We start from the raw sequence: 18,009 nt of genomic DNA, 5'->3' as shown, positions 1-18,009 counted from the left end.
GCTGCATGATGAAGGCCGGGTACGCGCGGGAATCCCGGATTCCGGGAACCATCCGGGGTCTCGCCGCGTTTCCGCTACGTGCACAGTGACATCGCGGTGACAGGGTGTGGCGACAGGCGGGGTGCGGCTACGATGACCGGCACAAGGACGGGCGGCGAAAGGGAGTCGTCCCCTGGGGCGGCGCCCGGTGTACCGCCGGGGCGAGGAGGGCGGGCCATGGTGCAGAAGGCCAAGATCCTCCTGGTCGATGACCGGCCGGAGAATCTGCTGGCGCTGGAGGCCATCCTCTCTGCGCTCGATCAGACGCTGGTGCGGGCATCGAGCGGGGAGGAAGCGCTCAAAGCACTGCTCACGGACGATTTCGCGGTCATTCTGCTGGACGTCCAGATGCCGGGCATGGACGGGTTCGAGACCGCCGCGCACATCAAGCGACGGGAGCGCACCCGGGACATCCCGATCATCTTCCTCACGGCGATCAACCACGGCCCGCACCACACCTTCCGGGGGTACGCGGCGGGCGCGGTGGACTACATCAGCAAGCCGTTCGACCCGTGGGTGCTGCGCGCGAAGGTCTCGGTCTTCGTCGAGCTGTACATGAAGAACTGCCAGCTGCGTGAGCAGGCGGCGCTGCTGCGGCTCCAGTTGGAGGGCGGCGGCAAGGGCGGAGCCGCGGGCAAGGAGTCGGCCGGGCTGCTCGCCGAGCTGTCCGCGCGGCTCGCGGCCGTCGAGGAGCAGGCGGAGGCGCTGTCCAAGCAGCTGGACGACGACTCCGCGGACGCGGCCGCGGTGGCCACGGCGGCCCATCTGGAGCGCAAACTGACCGGGTTGCGCCGGGCGCTCGACGCCCTGGAGCCGGGCGCGGGCGGCGCCGGTGCCTCGGTGCCCTCGCAGAACTGACGTACACGCGGAACTGACGTACGCCGGGGCCACGGTTGTGGATGAGTGTGCGTCAGTTCCGGGCCCCGCCAGGCACGACACGAACGGGTGAAGCTGTGGGCACACGTGTCCGCTGTCGTCTCCCCCGGTAACCTCACACCATGGCCTCACGTCCCTCCGCAGCCAAGAAGCAGCCCGCCAAGAAGGCGGCGGCTCCCGCGAAGGCTCCGGCGAAGAAGGCCGCCGCGAAGAAGGCCCCGGCCAAGAAGGCGCCCGCCAAGAAGGTCGCGGTGAAGAAGTCCGCGCCCGCGAAGCCCGCACCCAGCCCCACGGGGGGCTTGTACCGGCTCGTGCGCGCCCTCTGGCTCGGCCTCGCGCACGCCGTCGGCGCCGTCTTCCGCGGCATAGGGCAGGGCGCGAAGAACCTCGACCCGGCCCACCGCAAGGACGGCATCGCGCTGCTGCTGTTCGGCATCGCGCTGATCGTCGCCGCCGGCACCTGGGCGGACCTGCGCGGACCCGTCGGCGACCTGGTCGAGATCCTGGTCACCGGCGCCTTCGGCCGGCTCGACCTGCTGGTGCCGATACTGCTCGCGGTCATCGCCGTACGGTTCATCCGGCACCCGGAGAAGCCGGAGGCCAACGGGCGGATCGTGATCGGCCTGTCCGCGCTCGTCGTCGGCGTGCTCGGCCAGGTCCACATCGCCTGCGGCTCACCCGCGCGCAGCGACGGCATGCAGGGCATAAGAGACGCCGGCGGCCTCATCGGCTGGGCGGCGGCCACCCCGCTGACGTACACCATGACCGAGGTGCTCGCCGTACCCCTGCTGGTGCTGCTGACCGTCTTCGGGCTGCTCGTGGTGACCGCCACCCCGGTCAACGCCGTCCCGCAGCGGCTGCGGACGCTCGGCGTGCACCTGGGCGTGCTGCGCGACCCCGAGGAGGACCGGCTCGCCGGGGACGACGAGGGCTACGACGAGCAGTGGCGCGAGGCGACGCCCGCGCGCCCGCGCAGGCGCTCCGCCGCGCCGCGGACGTACGACCCCGACAGCGCCGAGGAGGAGGCCCTGTCGCAGCGCCGCGGGCGACCCAGGCGTTCCGCGGTGCCCCAGCCGGACCTACAGCGGCAGATGGACGCCGTGGACGTCGCGGCGGCGGCCGCCGCCGCGCTCGACGGCGCCGTCATGCACGGCATGCCGCCGTCCCCGCTCGTCGCCGACCTCACCCAGGGGGTGAGCGTGGGCGAGCGCGAGGACACCACCCCCGTGCCCGCGCCGGCGCCCGCCGCCGAGCCGGCTCCCGCTCCCGCTCCGGCGCCGGTCCCGGCGGCCCGCCCCAAGCAGGAGAAGCTGACGACCGGCCCCGTCCCGGACCTGACCAAGAAGGCCCCCGAGGAGCCCCGCGAGCTGCCCACGCGCGCGGAGCAGCTCCAGCTGTCCGGCGACATCACCTACGCGCTGCCGTCCCTGGACCTGCTGACCCGCGGTGGCCCCGGCAAGGCGCGCAGCGCCGCCAACGACGCGGTCGTCGCCTCGCTCACCCAGGTCTTCACCGAGTTCAAGGTCGACGCGGCCGTCACCGGCTTCACCCGTGGCCCGACGGTCACCCGCTACGAGGTCGAACTCGGCCCCGCCGTGAAGGTCGAGCGGATCACCGCGCTGACCAAGAACATCGCCTACGCGGTGGCCAGCCCGGACGTGCGGATCATCAGCCCGATCCCCGGCAAGTCCGCGGTCGGCATCGAGATCCCGAACACCGACCGGGAGATGGTCAACCTCGGCGACGTCCTGCGCCTGGCCGAGTCCGCCGAGGACGACGACCCGATGCTGGTGGCCTTCGGCAAGGACGTCGAGGGCGGGTACGTCATGCACTCGCTGGCGAAGATGCCGCACATGCTGGTCGCCGGCGCCACCGGCTCCGGCAAGTCGTCCTGCATCAACTGCCTGATCACCTCGGTCATGATGCGGGCGACACCGGAGGACGTCCGGATGATCCTGGTCGACCCCAAGCGCGTCGAGCTGACCGCCTACGAGGGCATCCCGCACCTGATCACGCCGATCATCACCAACCCCAAGCGGGCGGCCGAGGCGCTTCAGTGGGTGGTCCGCGAGATGGACCTCAGGTACGACGACCTGGCCGCCTACGGATACCGGCACATCGACGACTTCAACCGCGCGGTGCGCGAGGGCAGGGCCAAGACGCCCGAGGGCAGCGAGCGCGAGTTGCAGCCGTACCCGTATCTGCTGGTGATCGTCGACGAGCTGGCCGACCTGATGATGGTCGCCCCGCGCGACGTCGAGGACGCGATCGTGCGCATCACGCAGCTCGCGCGCGCGGCCGGCATCCACCTGGTGCTCGCCACCCAGCGCCCGTCGGTCGACGTGGTCACCGGTCTCATCAAGGCCAACGTGCCCTCCCGGCTGGCCTTCGCCACCTCCTCGCTGGCCGACTCCCGGGTCATCCTCGACCAGCCCGGCGCCGAGAAGCTGATCGGCAAGGGCGACGGCCTGTTCCTGCCGATGGGTGCGAACAAGCCGACGCGTATGCAGGGCGCGTTCGTGACCGAGGAGGAGGTCGCGGCTGTCGTCCGGCACTGCAAGGAGCAGATGGCGCCGGTCTTCCGGGACGACGTCACCGTGGGCACCAAGCAGAAGAGGGAGATCGACGAGGACATCGGTGACGACCTCGATCTGCTGTGCCAGGCGGCCGAGCTGGTCGTCTCCACCCAGTTCGGGTCGACGTCCATGCTCCAGCGCAAGCTGCGCGTCGGCTTCGCCAAGGCCGGACGCCTCATGGACCTCATGGAGTCCCGCAACATCGTGGGGCCGAGCGAGGGCTCCAAGGCACGTGACGTTCTGGTGAAGCCCGACGAGCTGGACGGCGTGCTCGCCGTGATCCGTGGGGAGTCCGAGGGGTGAGGGGCGAAGGGCCGTTCGGCGGACGCGGGTTACGCCGGGTGGCGGGACCGCCGTGACCCACCCGTTAGGGAGCGGCGGGCAACCGTTTCCCTTTGTCGTACGTCCAGTTGAGCGAATGGACAGGTAGGCGTCTCATCATGGGGTACCAGCCTGTCAAACCATCGGATTGTCCGGCCATTCCGATGGCGCACAAATGTCCCACCGTCCGGTTGCCCCACCCTTTCGTACCCCCCCTAGACTGAGCTTCCAGCACAGGTGGCTACACGCTCGAAAGGCGCCCCCGTGTCCATCGGCAACTCCCCTGAAGACGAGCGTCCGTTCCGAGACGAGTCCCAGGAAACCCGACCCTCCGTTGGCCGCGCGTTGCAGCAGGCGCGGATCGCGGCCGGGCTCACCGTGGACGACGTCAGCAGTGCCACTCGTGTCCGTATCGCCATCGTGCACGCCATCGAGGCGGACAACTTCGCCCCCTGTGGCGGCGACGTGTACGCCCGGGGACACCTCCGCACGCTGGCCAAGGCCGTCCACCTCGACCCCGAGCCGCTGATCGCCCAGTACGACGCCGAGCACGGCGGCCGGCCCGCGCCCACCCCCGCCGCACCCCTGTTCGAGGCCGAGCGGATCCGGCCCGAGCGGCGCGGACCGAACTGGACCGCCGCGATGGTCGCCGCGATCGTCGTCGTGATCGGGTTCGTCGGGTTCACCGCGTTCAAGGGCGGCGACTCCGGTGACGGGAAGTCCCAGGTCGCCGAGGGCCTCACGCCCACCCCCGGCAAGTCCGCCTCGCCCACGCCGAAGAAGGAGAAGCCCGCCCAGCCGACCGGCGAGCCCTCCGACAGCGCCATCGCCGCAGCGCCCCAGGACAAGGTGACCGTCCAGGTCAGCGCGCCCAACGGACGCAGCTGGATCTCGGCCAAGGACCACAACGGCCGGATGCTCTTCGACGGGCTGCTGAAGAAGGGCCAGTCCAAGACCTTCCAGGACAGCTCCAAGATCAACCTGATCCTCGGCGACGCGGGCGCGATCGAGCTGTACGTCAACGGCAAGAAGATCGAGGACACCTTCCGGCCCGGCGCGGTCCAGCGCCTCACCTACACGAAGGGCGACCCGGTCGCGGGCTGACGACGGGTCCGGCGGGACGGATGTGTGACGGAGTCGGCCACCATCGGCCAACCCCGTCGACGTGGGCTGTCAGTAAGACAAAGTAGTCTTGAGCCCATGCCTGAACGCCGTACCGTCGCACTCGTCACTCTCGGCTGCGCTCGTAACGAGGTGGATTCCGAGGAGCTCGCAGGCCGTTTGGAGGCGGACGGCTGGCAGCTCGTCGAGGACGCCGCGGACGCCGACGTCGCCGTGGTCAACACCTGTGGCTTCGTGGAGGCCGCCAAGAAGGACTCCGTCGACGCGCTGCTGGAGGCCAATGACCTCAAGAGCCACGGCAGAACCCAGGCCGTCGTGGCGGTGGGCTGCATGGCCGAGCGGTACGGCAAGGAACTGGCCGAGGCGCTGCCCGAGGCCGACGGCGTCCTCGGCTTCGACGACTACACGAACATCTCGGACCGCCTCCAGACCATCCTGTCCGGCGGCATCCACGCCGCCCACACCCCGCGCGACCGGCGCAAGCTGCTGCCGATCAGCCCGGCCGAGCGGCAGGAGTCGGCCGCGTCCGTCGCGCTGCCCGGGCACGGCCCGGCCGACCTCCCCGAGGGCGTCGCACCCGCCTCCGGCCCCCGTGCCCCGCTGCGCCGCCGCCTGGACGGCTCCCCGGTCGCCTCGGTCAAGCTCGCCTCGGGCTGCGACCGGCGCTGCTCCTTCTGCGCCATCCCCTCCTTCCGCGGCTCCTTCATCTCCCGCCGCCCCAGCGACGTCCTGAACGAGACCCGCTGGCTGGCCGAGCAGGGCGTGAAGGAGATCATGCTGGTCTCCGAGAACAACACCTCCTACGGCAAGGACCTCGGCGACATCCGCCTGCTGGAGTCCCTGCTGCCGGAGCTGGCCGAGGTCGACGGCATCGAGCGGGTGCGGGTCAGCTACCTCCAGCCGGCCGAGATGCGCCCCGGGCTCATCGACGTCCTGACCTCCACCCCGAAGGTCGCCCCGTACTTCGACCTGTCCTTCCAGCACTCCGCGCCCGACGTGCTGCGCGCCATGCGCCGCTTCGGAGACACCGACCGCTTCCTGGAACTGCTCGACACCATCCGCGGAAAGGCCCCCCAGGCCGGTGTGCGCTCCAACTTCATCGTCGGCTTCCCCGGCGAGACCGAGTCCGACCTGGCCGAACTGGAGCGCTTCCTGAACGGCGCCCGGCTGGACGCCATCGGCGTCTTCGGCTACTCCGACGAGGAGGGCACGGAAGCGGCGACGTACGACAACAAGCTGGACGAGGACGTCGTCGCCGAGCGCCTGGCCCGCGTCTCCCGGCTCGCCGAGGAACTCGTCTCGCAGCGCGCCGAGGAGCGCGTCGGTGAGACCGTCCAGGTCCTGGTGGAGTCCGTGGACGAGGAGGAGGGCGTCTACGGCCGCGGCGCGCACCAGGCGCCGGAGACCGACGGCCAGGTGCTCCTCACGAGCGGCGCGGGCCTGAGCGTCGGACGTATGGTCGAGGCGAAGGTGGTCGGCACCGAAGGCGTCGACCTGGTGGCCGAGCCGCTGACCGGCTCGCTCGCGTGTAGTGAGGAGGCGGGCAGATGACCGGAGTCCCGGCATCCGCCGCGGGCGGCTCCTCCGGTGCGCAGGGCGCCCGGGGTCCCGCCGCCGCCGACGGCGGAACCCCGTCCGAGGTCTCCGGTTCTGCTTCGGGTCCGGCCACGGCTCCCGAGGGCGGCAAGTCCCCGCGTGGCGGGAAGATCGCGGCCGCGGCCGTCAACCAGGCGAGCGTCTGGAACGTCGCCAATCTGCTGACCATGCTCCGGCTGCTCCTGGTGCCCGGCTTCGTGGCCCTGATGCTGGCCGGCGGCGGCTACGACCCGGCCTGGCGCTCCCTGGCCTGGGCGGCCTTCGCCATCGCCATGATCACCGACCTGTTCGACGGGCATCTCGCGCGCACCTACAACCTGGTCACCGACTTCGGGAAGATCGCCGACCCCATCGCCGACAAGGCGATCATGGGTGCGGCGCTCATCTGTCTGTCCGGGCTCGGTGATCTGCCGTGGTGGGTGACGGCCGTCATCCTCGGCCGGGAACTCGGCATCACCCTGCTTCGTTTTCTGGTCATTCGCTACGGTGTGATCCCCGCCAGCAGGGGCGGCAAGCTGAAGACGCTCACCCAGGGCGTGGCCGTCGGGATGTACGTCCTGGCCCTGACCGGGTGGCTCGCCAGCCTGCGCTTCTGGGTGATGGCCGCGGCGGTCGTCCTCACCGTCGTGACGGGCCTCGACTACGTAAGACAAGCCATTGTGCTGCGCCGGCGGGGAATCGCCGAGCGCGCGGCAGCGTTGGAGGAGAAGGAAGCGTGAGTTCCCGGGCCACCGAACTGGTGCGACTACTGACCGTGAGGGGCGAGACCCTCGCCGTCGCGGAGTCGCTGACCGGTGGCCTGGTAGCGGCGGAGATCACCGGGGTACCCGGCGCGTCCCGGGTGTTCCGGGGCTCGATCACCGCCTACGCCACCCAACTGAAGCATGACCTGCTGGGCGTCGACGCCACCCTGCTGGCCCAGCGCGGAGCGGTGGATCCGCAGGTCGCGGGCCAGATGGCGGCCGGAGTCCGCAAGGCACTGGGCGCCGACTGGGGCATCGCGACCACCGGGGTCGCCGGCCCCGACCCACAGGACGGCCAGCCCGTCGGGACGGTGTTCGTGGCCGTCGACGGACCTCTCACCGCCCGGTCCGGTTCTGCCGGTGGCGGAAAAGTCGAGGCTCTGCGGTTGAACGGCAGCCGTGCGGAAATTCGTATGGAGAGTGTACGGAGCGTACTCGCAGTGCTCCTGGAGCAGCTTGCGGGCGAACAGACTGGGAATGAGCGGGCACAGGATACGGAACGGAACGGGGGGTTTTGATGTTTGCAGCCCTGAGTGAACACGACATCGCTCCCCGCACGGCCGCGGCGCAAGGCGGTACGGTGGGGCGAGAAGGATGCGGCTACGCGGTCCGAGGAGGGAGCCACCGATGATTCTGCTCCGTCGCCTGCTGGGTGACGTGCTGCGTCGGCAGCGCCAACGCCAGGGCCGTACTCTGCGCGAAGTCTCCTCGTCCGCCCGAGTCTCACTCGGCTATCTCTCCGAGGTGGAGCGGGGGCAGAAGGAGGCTTCCTCCGAACTGCTCGCCGCCATCTGCGACGCGCTGGACGTACGGATGTCGGAACTCATGCGAGAGGTGAGCGACGAACTGGCGCTCGCCGAACTGGCCCAGTCCGCCGCGGCCACCGAGCCCGTGCCCACGCCGGTCCGACCGATGCTGGGTTCCGTGTCGGTGACCGGCGTGCCACCGGAACGGGTGACCATCAAGGCGCCCGCGGAGGCGGTGGACGTGGTCGCCGCGTGACCTTCGCGTGCGCGGTCTGACGATCCGGGACGAGTGACGATCCGATACGGCTGAAGCACCGGCCGGCTTCTCCAGGGAGACCTGGGGAGCTGGTGGGGGCTTTTCGTCGCTCTTGGCCCGCTGTGTGCCCGTTTGCCGGTGGTGTGGGGTGCGGTCATCGTGGGAGGGACATGACGGCGCCGAAAACACCGGAGGAAGCGGATGTACGTCGTGAAGAGCCCGTTGGCCGACGGAGACCTGAAGACCGTGTCCGAGGCGCTCCAGAGCGCCCTCGTCGATCTGGTGGACCTGTCCCTGGTCGCCAAGCAGATCCACTGGAACGTCGTCGGTCCGCGCTTCCGCTCCGTCCACCTCCAGCTGGACGAGGTGGTCGACTCCGCCCGCACCCATATGGACACGGTGGCCGAGCGGGCGTCGGCCCTGGGCATACCGCCCGACGGACGCGTGGGCACGGTGGCCTCCGGCAGCGGCATCAGGACCACCCCGGCGGGATGGATCAAGGACGGGGACGCGGTCGGGGCGATGGTGGACGCGCTGGGCTCGGTGATCACCCGGATGCGGGAGCGGGTGCGGGCGACCGGGGAGCCGGACCCGGTGTCCCAGGACATGTTCATCGGGATCACCGCGGACCTCGAGAAGCATCACTGGATGTTCCAGGCGGAGAACGCGTAAGCGGAGTGGCCGGGGTCCGTGCCCTGCGCGGGAAGGCCGCCTTGAACGCCGGACGGGCCGTTCTCCTCCCCGCGCTGCATCAGTGAGCCCTCGGTGCGCCTCCCGTGCCGTAGGGGCGGCGGTCTAGCGTCCGGCTGGAGGTGATGGCGGGCATGGCGGGACGGACAGTGCGCTGGGGACTGGCGCTCGGCCTGGGAGCGGTGTGGTGGTGGGCCGTGCTGCGGCTCGCCGTGGGAGAGGGGTCGGGCGTGCTGGAAGGGGCCGTCGTGGCCGGCGGCTGGGGGCTGAGCCTGCTGCCGGTGCACTGTGTGCCCCAGGGGCGCGCGACCGGGGCGCTGCCGACGGGGCGCTGGGTGGCCGCCTGGCGGGCCGGAGGCGTCACCAGGGCATCGCCACGCCCCCGTTCGGGCGAAGTATCTGGCCCGTCGTGAACGCCGACGCGTCCGACGCCAGGTACAGCACCGCGTGCGCGACGTCGTCCGGTTCGCCGACCCGGCCCAGCGGGGTCATCCGGGTCATGGCGGCCTCGGTGTGCGCCTGTGCCTCGCGGTCGTGCCGGTCGGTCATGGGGGTGCGGATCCAGCCCGGGGCGATGGCGTTGACCCGGATGCCGTGCGGGCCGACCTCGGTGGCCAGCGTCTTGGTCAGCTGCACCACGGCCGCCTTCGCCGCGCCGTAGCAGAGCAGCCCGGCGCCGCCGGTGTCGACCGCGCCGGAGGCCATGGTGACGATGCTGCCGCGGGTCCGGTGGGCGAGCATCAGCCGGGCCGCCGCCTGGCAGGCGTGGAGCACACCCTTGAAATTGACGTCCAGCACCCGGTCGAGATCCTCGTCGCGGGTCTCCAGCACCGGGCTGCTGTGCATGATTCCGGCGATCGCCGCCAGCACGTCCAGCCGCCCGCAGGACCGGATCGCCTCGCCGAGCCGGGATCGGTCGGTGACGTCGAGGACGTGGACTCGTGCCGTACCGCCGCGGTCCTCGATCAGCGCGGCCGTACCGTCCAGGCCGTCCGCGTCCCGGTCGGCACAGTGCACCGTCGCACCCGCCTCGGCCAGCACTATGGCGGAGGCCCGCCCGATGCCCCCGGCGGCTCCGGTGACGAAGGCGGTGCGCCCGCTGAGGTCGTACGCGGTGAGGGCCATGAGGGGACGGTACGAGCATCTCTGACGGACCGTCAATTAGTATGGCGTGGGTGGGCGGCTTGGGTGGGCGGTGTGGGTGTGCGGCTTAGGCGAGGGGGCTGGGGGCTGCTGGGGCCTGTCCACGGCGTCGGACGGTCAGGCGGGCGGTCCAGGTGGGACGGTCAGGTGGTGCGGTCAGCTGGTGCGGCGCGGGTACTTGTCGCGCCAACGCTGGGGTGCGCCCGGTGCCGGGGCGGGGCCCGGCTGGCAGGTGGGGCACCAGTAGGTGGGGCGTTCCTGGGAGCCGTCGCCCTGGTCGGCCACCCGGACGGGGGTGTGGCAGCGCAGGCACGGGCGGGGTGCGCGGCCGTACACGAACAGGTCGTGCCGGTGCAGGCCGGTGGTCTGCCGGACCGGGCGGTCGCGGTTGGTCTCCAGCAGCCGCTTGGCCAGAACGGGCAGCTGCTCGGCGCGGTCCGCGGGGAGCGCCCCGGCCGGCAGCCAGGGGGTCACCCCGAGCAGGAAGCACAGCTCGCTCTTGTAGACGTTGCCGATGCCGGCCAGATTGCGCTGGTCCAGCAGGGCCTCACCGAGCTGGCGCGACGGGTCCGAGAGCACGTTGGCCAGGGCGCGCTCCGGGTCCCAGTCCGGGCCGAGCAGGTCGGGGCCGAGGTGGCCCACGACCCGCTCCTCCTCGGTCGTGCGCAGCAGCTCCAGGACCTGTAGCCGGTAGCCGACGGCCGTACGGTCGGCGGTGCCGAGAACCGCCCGGATCTGGTACGCCGGCCCGCCCCGCCAGCGCTCGCCCGTGCCGTACACCTTCCAGGTGCCCTCCATGCGCAGGTGGGTGTGCAGGGTCAGGCCACCCTCGAACCGGGTCAGCAGGTGCTTGCCGCGCGGGATCGTGTTCAGGACCCTGCGGCCGGTGAGGTCGACCGTCGCGTACTTCGGCACGCGGAAGTCGCTGCGGGTCAGCGCCTTGCCCGCGAGCGCCTCGTGCAGCCGCCGCGCGGCCTGCCAGACCGTGTCACCTTCGGGCATGGGTCAAGGGTGCCATGGGGGGTGGCGGGGGTTTGGGTCGGCGGGGGCGTGGGGTGAGGGGGGCGGGGTCGGTGGGTGGCGTCGGTCGATGGGGGCGGTCGGTGGCATTGCGGGGTGAGGGTGGTGGGGGTCGGCGGCTGTACCGGGGGGCGAGGGGCCGAGGGGGTGGTGGGGGTCGGCGGCTGTACCGGGGGGCGAGGGGCCGAGGGGGTGGTGGAGGTCGGCGGCTGTACCGGGGGCGGGGAGGTGGCGTTGTGTGGTGAAGGGGGTGGGGGTCGGCGGCTGTGTCCGGGGGCCGGGCGGTGGGATCGCGCGGTGAGGTCGGCGGCTGCGGGGCTGCGGGGCTGCGGGGCTGTTGGTCGGCGGCTGTATTGGGCGGACCGGGCAGCGGTACCGCGCCGGTCACGCTGTCGGGCGGGAGCTGGGGGCTGGCCCTGTGCTGGTCATGCTGTCGGCGGGACTTGAGGGCTGGCCCCGTGCCGGTCATGCTGTCGGCGGCACGTGAGGGTGGCCCGTGCCGGTGATGCTGCCAGGCTGGATCTGGGCGGCCGTGTGCCAGCATCCTGTCGGACGGGAGCCGGGGGTGACCCCGGGTCGGGCACCGTGCTGGGCGGGGCCTGGGGGCGGGCGGTTCCGCGTCGGTCGCCCCGAGGGGTGGCACCGTGGCCGCCCCGCCGTCGGGCGTGCTGAATCGTCACGCTCTCAGGCGTAGGCCGCGCGGTGTCGCCACGAATCCCGCTGTCTCCAGGAGGGTGCCCATGGGGGAGGTCAGGGCCTGGGTGCCGTTGATCCGCTCGACCGTGACCGTGCCGAGCGAGCCCGCGCGGGCCGCCGCGGCCAGCGCCTCGGCGGCCGTACGCAGGCGGGGATCGTCCGTCGCGGCCGTGTCCGGGGCGGTCGGCCAGGCCAGCAGGGTCTTGCCGCCGCGCTCCATGTACAGCGTCAGTTCGCCCTCCACCAGAACGACCAGCGAGCCTGCCTTACGGCCCGGCTTGTGTCCGGCTCCGGTCGGCGGCTCGGGCCAGGGGAGCGCGGAGCCGTAGGCGTTCGCGGGGTCGGCGGCGGCGAGGACCACGGCACGGGGGTCGGGCCCGGCGGTGCCCGTTCGACCGTTGCCGTAGCCCCGGTGCGGGGCCGCGCCGTAGGCGGTCGAGCCGTAGCGGGCGGGGCCGCCGCCACGGGGGCCGCCGTAGCCGGGGGAGGCGAACGGGTCGGCCAGGTCGCGGGCCGCCGTGGGGTCGCCGTCGGCACCGGAGTGGTCCTCCGGCGGCCAGGTGAAGTCGCCGTCCAGGCCGGGGTGGCCGAAGCCGCCCTCGGCTCCGTCGAAGGCGCCGGGGGGTGTGTGGCCGTGCGGGGTGCCGGTGGGGCCGCCAGGACCGTGGGGGCCGTCGGGGTCGTCGAACGGGTTCGGGAAGTCCTGCTCGGCGAAGCCGTTCATGGCATCCCGCGCGCCGAAGCCGTTCGCAGTGCCAGGGGCGCCGAAGCCGTGCGGGCGGGCCGGGGCGGGCAGGCCTTCGGCTCGCTCCCGGGCGTTCGCCACCGCGCGGAGGCGGTCCACCGCGCCGTCCATCGCGAACTGGGCCGCGCCCAGTCCCTCGACCACGTAACCGCGACGGGCCTGACCGCTCTCCTCGAAGGCCGACAGCACCCGGTACACCGCCGAGAAGCCGCCCTCGACGCCCTCCGCGGCGACCGCGCCCCGGGTGACCACGCCGTGCCGGTCCAGGAGCGTGCGGGCCAGCGCGTGCGCGCGCACCGTGGCGTCCGGCTCGGCCGCGGGCAGCAGCGACCAGCGGCCGGCGACGGTCGGCGGGCCGGTGCGGGAGGCGGTGCGCGCGGCGGCCGTCAGGGAGCCGTAGCGCCCGCGCGGGACGGCACGCTTGGCGCGATGGGCGGTCGAGCCCGCCGTACGGCCCGAGCCCAGCAGGGACCGCATCGGCGCCAGGGTGTCGTTGGTGAGCCGGCCCGACCAGGCCAGGTCCCAGAGCGCGTCGGCCAGTTGGGGGTCGGTGACGTCGGGGTGCGTGGTGGCGCGCACCTGGTCGGCGATCTGCCGGAAGAACAGGCCGTAGCCACCGGAGAGGGCGTCGAGGATCGACTGGTGGAGCGCGGTCAGCTCCAGCGGGTGCGGTGCCGGGAGCAGCAGCGGGGCCGCGTCCGCCAGATAGAGGGAGACCCAGCCGTCCTTGCCGGGCAGGGCGCCCGCGCCGGCCCACACCACCTCGCCCGCGGCGGTCAGCTCGTCGAGCATCGAGGGCGTGTAGTTCGCCACGCGGGAGGGCAGGACCAGCTTCTCCAGCGCGGAGGCAGGCACGGAGGCACCCTGCACCTGCTCGACAGCCCGCACCAGTCCGTCGATGCCCCGCAGACCGTGGCCCTTGCCGATGTGCTGCCACTGCGGCAGGAACTGGGCGAGCGCGGCGGGCGGCACGGGCTCCAGCTCATGCCGCAGGGCCGCCAGGGAACGGCGGCGCAGCCGGCGCAGTACGGCCGCGTCGCACCACTCCTGACCGATTCCCGCCGGGTGGAACTCCCCCTGCACGATCCGGCCGGCCGCGGCCAGTCGTTGCAGCCCGCCCTCGGTGACCGCCACGCCCAGGCCGAACCGGGTCGCCGCGGTGGCCGAGGTGAACGGGCCGTGGGTACGGGCATACCGCGCGAGGAGGTCGCCCAGCGGGTCCTTGACGGGCTCGGTGAACGCCTCGGGGACACCGACCGGCAGCGCCGTGCCGAGCGCGTCGCGCAGCCGGCCCGCGTCCTCGACGGCCGCCCAGTGGTCGGCGCCCGCGATCCGCACCTTGATCGCCCGGCGGGCCCCGGCCAGGTCCCGCGCCCACTGCGGGTCCGCGCCCCGCGCGACCAGCTCGGCGTCGGTCAGCGGGCCGAGCAGCCGGAGCACGTCGGCGACACCCTCGACGTCCTTGACCCGGCGGTCCTCGGTGAGCCACTGAAGTTCGCGCTCCAGCTCGGTCAGCACCTCGGCGTCGAGCAGTTCGCGCAGCTCGGCCTGGCCCAGCAGCTCGGCCAACAGCCGCGAGTCCAGCGACAGCGCGGCGGCGCGCCGCTCGGCCAGCGGGGAGTCGCCCTCGTACAGGAACTGGGCGACGTACCCGAAGAGCAGGGAGCGGGCGAACGGGGACGGCTCCGGGGTGGTCACCTCGACCAGGCGCACCTTGCGGGACTCGATGTCGCCCATCAGCTCGACCAGCCCGGGGACGTCGAAGACGTCCTGGAGGCATTCGCGGACCGCCTCCAGGACGATCGGGAACGAGCCGAACTCGCTCGCCACCTGGAGCAGCTGGGCCGCCCGCTGACGCTGCTGCCACAGCGGGGTGCGCTTGCCGGGGTTGCGGCGTGGCAGCAGCAGCGCGCGGGCGGCGCACTCGCGGAAACGGGAGGCGAACAGGGCCGAGCCGCCGACCTGGTCGGTGACGACCTGGTCGACCTCGCCCTTGTCGAAGGCGACGTCGGCCGCGCCGACCGGCGCCTGGTCGCTGTCGTACTCGGTGCCGGCCTTCGTGGGCTCCTGGTCGAGCAGGTCCAGGCCCATCAGGTCGGCGTCGGGCAGGCGCAGCACGATGCCGTCGTCGGCGTGCATGACCTGCGCGTCCATGCCGTACCGCTCGGACAGGCGGGCGCCGAGGGCGAGAGCCCAGGGGGCGTGCACCTGGGCGCCGAACGGCGAGTGGACGACGACCCGCCAGTCGCCCAGCTCGTCACGGAACCGCTCCACGACGATCGTGCGGTCGTCCGGGACGTGGCCGCAGGCCTCCCGCTGCTCGTCCAGGTATGACAGCACGTTGTCCGCCGCCCACGCGTCCAGGCCCGCCGCCAGCAGCCGCAGCCGGGCGTCGTCCTTGGACAGTGAGCCGACCTCGCGCAGGAACGCGCCCACCGCGCGGCCCAGCTCCAGCGGCCGGCCCAGCTGGTCGCCCTTCCAGAAGGGCAGCCGGCCCGGCACGCCCGGCGCGGGCGAGACCAGGACGCGGTCGCGCGTGATGTCCTCGATCCGCCAGGAACTCGTACCCAGCGTGAAGACGTCCCCCACCCGGGACTCGTAGACCATCTCCTCGTCCAGCTCACCGACCCGGCCGCCGCCCTTCTTGGGGTCGGAACCGGCGAGGAAGACGCCGAACAGGCCACGGTCCGGGATCGTGCCGCCGGAGGTCACCGCGAGGCGCTGGGCGCCCGGGCGGCCGGTGATCTCGCCGGTGACGCGGTCCCACACCACGCGCGGGCGCAGCTCCGCGAACGCGTCCGACGGATAGCGGCCCGCGAGCATGTCCAGCGTCGCCGTGAACGCCGACTCGGGCAGCGAGGCGAACGGGGCCGCGCGGCGGACCACGGCGAGCAGGTCGTCGAACTGCCAGGTGTCCAGTGCCGTCATCGCGACGAGTTGCTGCGCGAGCACGTCCAGTGGGTTCGCGGGCACCTTCAGCGACTCGATCGCGCCCGTGCGCATCCGCTCGGTGACCACGGCCGCCTGGACGAGGTCGCCCCGGTACTTCGGGAAGACCACACCGGTGGAGACGGCGCCGACCTGGTGTCCCGCGCGGCCCACCCGCTGGAGGCCGGAGGCGACCGACGGCGGGGACTCGACCTGCACGACGAGGTCCACGGCGCCCATGTCGATGCCGAGTTCGAGGCTGGAGGTGGCCACCACCGCGGGCAGCCGGCCGGCCTTCAGGTCCTCCTCGACCAGGGCACGCTGCTCCTTGGAGACCGAGCCGTGGTGCGCGCGGGCGATCACCGGCGGCGCGCCCTGGGCCGCGCCGGAGCCGCCCATCAGCTGGGCGGGGGAGTGGTGCTCGTCCAGGGTCTCGCCGGTGGCCCGCTCGTACGCGATCTCGTTGAGCCGGTTGCACAGCCGCTCGGCCAGACGACGGGAGTTGGCGAAGACGATCGTGGACCGGTGGGCCTGCACCAGGTCGGCGATCCGCTCCTCCACATGCGGCCAGATCGACGGCCGCTCCCCGCCCTCGGAGGCGTCGGCGGCCGGGGAGCCGGCAAGTTCGCCCATGTCCTCGACCGGGACGACCACGGAGAGATCGAACTCCTTGCCGGACTCCGGCTGGACGATCTCCACCTTGCGGCGCGGGGAGAGATACCGGGCCACCTCGTCCACCGGGCGCACGGTCGCCGACAGGCCGATCCGGCGGGCGGGCTTCGGAAGCAGCTCGTCCAGCCGCTCCAGGGAGAGCGCGAGGTGCGCGCCGCGCTTGGTGCCCGCGACCGCGTGCACCTCGTCCAGGATCACCGTCTCCACGCCCGTGAGCGCGTCGCGCGTGGCCGACGTCAGCATCAGGAACAGCGACTCGGGGGTGGTGATCAGGATGTCCGGCGGGCGCGTGGACAGGGCGCGGCGCTCGGCGGCCGGGGTGTCGCCGGAGCGGATGCCGACCCTGACCTCGGGCTCGGGCAGGCCCAGCCGCACGGACTCCTGGCGGATACCGGTCAGCGGGCTGCGCAGATTGCGCTCGACGTCGACCGCCAGGGCCTTCAGCGGGGACACGTACAGCACGCGGCAGCGCTTCTTCGGGTCGGCCGGGGGCGGGGCCGAGGCCAGCTGGTCCAGGGCGGCGAGGAAAGCGGCCAGCGTCTTGCCGGAGCCGGTCGGGGCGACCACCAGCACGTCCGAGCCCTCCCGGATGGCCTGCCATGCGCCCGCCTGGGCCGCGGTGGGCGCGGAGAAGGCCCCCGTGAACCAGCCGCGGGTCGCGGGGGAGAAGCCGTCGAGGGCTCGGTGTGCGGAGCTGACCATGCGTCCATCCTGCACCCACCCACTGACAATCGCCCTGACCTGGGCAAACGGGGCGAACGCTGGGGTGCGGCGAGGTGGGCCGACGGGTGGGCCGGTCGGCCGGACCGGCGAGGGCGGCGGTGCTGGGGTTCAGACGTGTGGGGCGGAGTCGGACCGGGACGGCCGGAGCCGGTGGGGTGCTGGGCCGGGCGGACAATGGGCCTATGGCGGGTTCAGGGGAGCGGGCACGGCACTGGCGGTACGCGGAGCTGCCCGGGGTCGACCTGCTGCGGGCCCGGTACATCCGCAAGACCTTCATCCGGCACACCCACGAGAACTTCGTGATCGCGGCCATCGCCGACGGCGTCGAGGTCTTCCACCACCGCGGCTCCGACGTCTCCGCCGGCGCGGGAGCGCTCGCCCTCGTCAACCCGGACACCCCGCACACCGGCCGGGCCGGAGTCCCCGAGGGCTGGCGGTACGGCGCCCTGTACCCGTCGCCGGACGTGGTCGCCGCGATCGCCGCCGAGACCACCACCCTCCGGGGCGCGCCGGGCTTCGTCAGCCCCGTCCTCGACGACCCCTACACCGTCCGCCTGGTCCACCAGGTGCTGCGCGCCGCCGACGAGGGCAACGCGCTGGCCGCCGACACCCTCCTGCGGGTCGCCGTGACCAGGCTGCTGCGGCTGAACGGCGGCCCCCTGCCCCAGCGGCGGCCCCGGACGGCCGGCGCGCGGATCGCGGCACGCGCGCGTGCGGTGCTGGAGGAGCGGATGGCAGGGCCGCCGACCCTGGAACAGCTGGCCACGGACCTCGGGACCAGCCCGTTCGCCCTGCTGCGGGCGTTCCGCGACGCCTACGGCATGCCGCCGCACACCTGGCTGACCGACGCCCGCGTGCGTCACGCGCGGCTGCTGCTGGACGCCGGGACGACCCCCGCCGAGGCGGCCGTCGCCGTCGGCTTCACCGACCAGCCCCACCTCAACCGGCACTTCGCCCGGATCGTCGGCGTGCCCCCGGGCGCGTACCAGCGCGAGCGCGCCGACCTGGTCGACCGCACCGGGATCGGCGAGCGCACCGGGCTGGGTGTGCACGCCGGCCCGGACGAGCGCAAGAACGTACAAGACGCGGGCTGACGGCCGCCCGTACCGTCCGGGGC

At 72.8% G+C, this 18,009-nt stretch carries 12 protein-coding genes; 9 read left to right on the top strand and 3 right to left on the bottom strand.

Annotation, left to right across the window (positions count from 1 at the left end; all coding sequences use genetic code 11):
* Nucleotides 1-216 precede the first annotated feature (216 nt).
* From ACZ4WH_RS36755 to ACZ4WH_RS36720, 8 genes are all read left to right on the top strand, one after another.
* The gene (locus ACZ4WH_RS36755) at nucleotides 217-897 is read left to right on the top strand and encodes a response regulator (protein WP_031101857.1); all 681 of its coding nucleotides are present in this window, start codon (nucleotides 217-219) and stop codon (nucleotides 895-897) included.
* A gap of 140 nt (nucleotides 898-1,037) precedes the next feature.
* Nucleotides 1,038-3,794, top strand: a complete 2,757-nt coding sequence (locus ACZ4WH_RS36750) for a DNA translocase FtsK (protein WP_468189108.1) — start codon at nucleotides 1,038-1,040, stop codon at nucleotides 3,792-3,794.
* A 282-nt stretch (nucleotides 3,795-4,076) separates the two neighbouring features.
* Nucleotides 4,077-4,916 (top strand): helix-turn-helix domain-containing protein, encoded by an 840-nt coding sequence (locus ACZ4WH_RS36745; RefSeq protein WP_468189106.1) that lies wholly within the window; start codon nucleotides 4,077-4,079, stop codon nucleotides 4,914-4,916.
* A gap of 96 nt (nucleotides 4,917-5,012) precedes the next feature.
* Nucleotides 5,013-6,485: a 30S ribosomal protein S12 methylthiotransferase RimO gene (gene rimO / locus ACZ4WH_RS36740; protein WP_468189104.1), complete on the top strand. Its 1,473-nt coding sequence runs from the start codon at nucleotides 5,013-5,015 to the stop codon at nucleotides 6,483-6,485.
* Complete coding sequence (gene pgsA, locus ACZ4WH_RS36735; protein WP_468189102.1) at nucleotides 6,482-7,249, top strand: CDP-diacylglycerol--glycerol-3-phosphate 3-phosphatidyltransferase; 768 nt, start codon at nucleotides 6,482-6,484, stop codon at nucleotides 7,247-7,249. The genes rimO and pgsA overlap by 4 nt, the downstream gene beginning before the upstream one ends.
* Nucleotides 7,246-7,791 (top strand): CinA family protein, encoded by a 546-nt coding sequence (locus ACZ4WH_RS36730; RefSeq protein ID WP_468189099.1) that lies wholly within the window; start codon nucleotides 7,246-7,248, stop codon nucleotides 7,789-7,791. The genes pgsA and ACZ4WH_RS36730 overlap by 4 nt, the downstream gene beginning before the upstream one ends.
* 109 nt (nucleotides 7,792-7,900) lie before the next feature.
* Entirely contained in the window at nucleotides 7,901-8,275 is a 375-nt protein-coding gene (locus ACZ4WH_RS36725) for a helix-turn-helix domain-containing protein (RefSeq protein WP_053666341.1), read from the top strand.
* Nucleotides 8,276-8,476: 201 nt separating this feature from the next.
* Nucleotides 8,477-8,947: a Dps family protein gene (locus ACZ4WH_RS36720; RefSeq protein WP_468189097.1), complete on the top strand. Its 471-nt coding sequence runs from the start codon at nucleotides 8,477-8,479 to the stop codon at nucleotides 8,945-8,947.
* Between the two features lie 378 nt (nucleotides 8,948-9,325).
* Here ACZ4WH_RS36720 and ACZ4WH_RS36715 read toward each other — a convergent pair whose 3' ends face one another.
* From ACZ4WH_RS36715 to ACZ4WH_RS36705, 3 genes are all read right to left on the bottom strand, one after another.
* The gene (locus ACZ4WH_RS36715; protein WP_468189094.1) at nucleotides 9,326-10,090 is read right to left on the bottom strand and encodes an SDR family NAD(P)-dependent oxidoreductase; all 765 of its coding nucleotides are present in this window, start codon (nucleotides 10,088-10,090) and stop codon (nucleotides 9,326-9,328) included.
* Nucleotides 10,091-10,264: 174 nt separating this feature from the next.
* Complete coding sequence (locus ACZ4WH_RS36710) at nucleotides 10,265-11,110, bottom strand: Fpg/Nei family DNA glycosylase (protein ID WP_468189092.1); 846 nt, start codon at nucleotides 11,108-11,110, stop codon at nucleotides 10,265-10,267.
* A gap of 694 nt (nucleotides 11,111-11,804) precedes the next feature.
* A complete protein-coding gene (locus ACZ4WH_RS36705; RefSeq protein ID WP_468189089.1) occupies nucleotides 11,805-16,871 on the bottom strand; it encodes an ATP-dependent helicase in 5,067 nt (1,688 codons plus the stop codon).
* Between the two features lie 203 nt (nucleotides 16,872-17,074).
* On the opposite strand from ACZ4WH_RS36705, the gene ACZ4WH_RS36700 reads away from it, so the two are divergent.
* Complete coding sequence (locus ACZ4WH_RS36700; RefSeq protein WP_468189086.1) at nucleotides 17,075-17,986, top strand: AraC family transcriptional regulator; 912 nt, start codon at nucleotides 17,075-17,077, stop codon at nucleotides 17,984-17,986.
* The last annotated feature ends 23 nt before the right edge of the window (nucleotides 17,987-18,009 follow it).

The sequence above is a fragment of the Streptomyces sp. NPDC029138 genome (assembly GCF_055564375.1).
This window is presented reverse-complemented; position numbering and strand designations above follow the sequence as displayed.

What these genes read in the sequence shown, in the direction of transcription:
- pgsA (WP_468189102.1), top strand. Translation starts at nt 6,482, where the DNA reads ATGACCGGAGTCCCGGCATCCGCCGCGGGCGGCTCCTCCGGTGCGCAG.
- ACZ4WH_RS36715 (WP_468189094.1), bottom strand. Translation starts at nt 10,090, where the DNA reads ATGGCCCTCACCGCGTACGACCTCAGCGGGCGCACCGCCTTCGTCACC.
- ACZ4WH_RS36725 (WP_053666341.1), top strand. Translation starts at nt 7,901, where the DNA reads ATGATTCTGCTCCGTCGCCTGCTGGGTGACGTGCTGCGTCGGCAGCGC.
- ACZ4WH_RS36720 (WP_468189097.1), top strand. Translation starts at nt 8,477, where the DNA reads ATGTACGTCGTGAAGAGCCCGTTGGCCGACGGAGACCTGAAGACCGTG.
- ACZ4WH_RS36710 (WP_468189092.1), bottom strand. Translation starts at nt 11,110, where the DNA reads ATGCCCGAAGGTGACACGGTCTGGCAGGCCGCGCGGCGGCTGCACGAG.
- ACZ4WH_RS36700 (WP_468189086.1), top strand. Translation starts at nt 17,075, where the DNA reads ATGGCGGGTTCAGGGGAGCGGGCACGGCACTGGCGGTACGCGGAGCTG.
- ACZ4WH_RS36705 (WP_468189089.1), bottom strand. Translation starts at nt 16,871, where the DNA reads ATGGTCAGCTCCGCACACCGAGCCCTCGACGGCTTCTCCCCCGCGACC.
- ACZ4WH_RS36750 (WP_468189108.1), top strand. Translation starts at nt 1,038, where the DNA reads ATGGCCTCACGTCCCTCCGCAGCCAAGAAGCAGCCCGCCAAGAAGGCG.
- ACZ4WH_RS36755 (WP_031101857.1), top strand. Translation starts at nt 217, where the DNA reads ATGGTGCAGAAGGCCAAGATCCTCCTGGTCGATGACCGGCCGGAGAAT.
- rimO (WP_468189104.1), top strand. Translation starts at nt 5,013, where the DNA reads ATGCCTGAACGCCGTACCGTCGCACTCGTCACTCTCGGCTGCGCTCGT.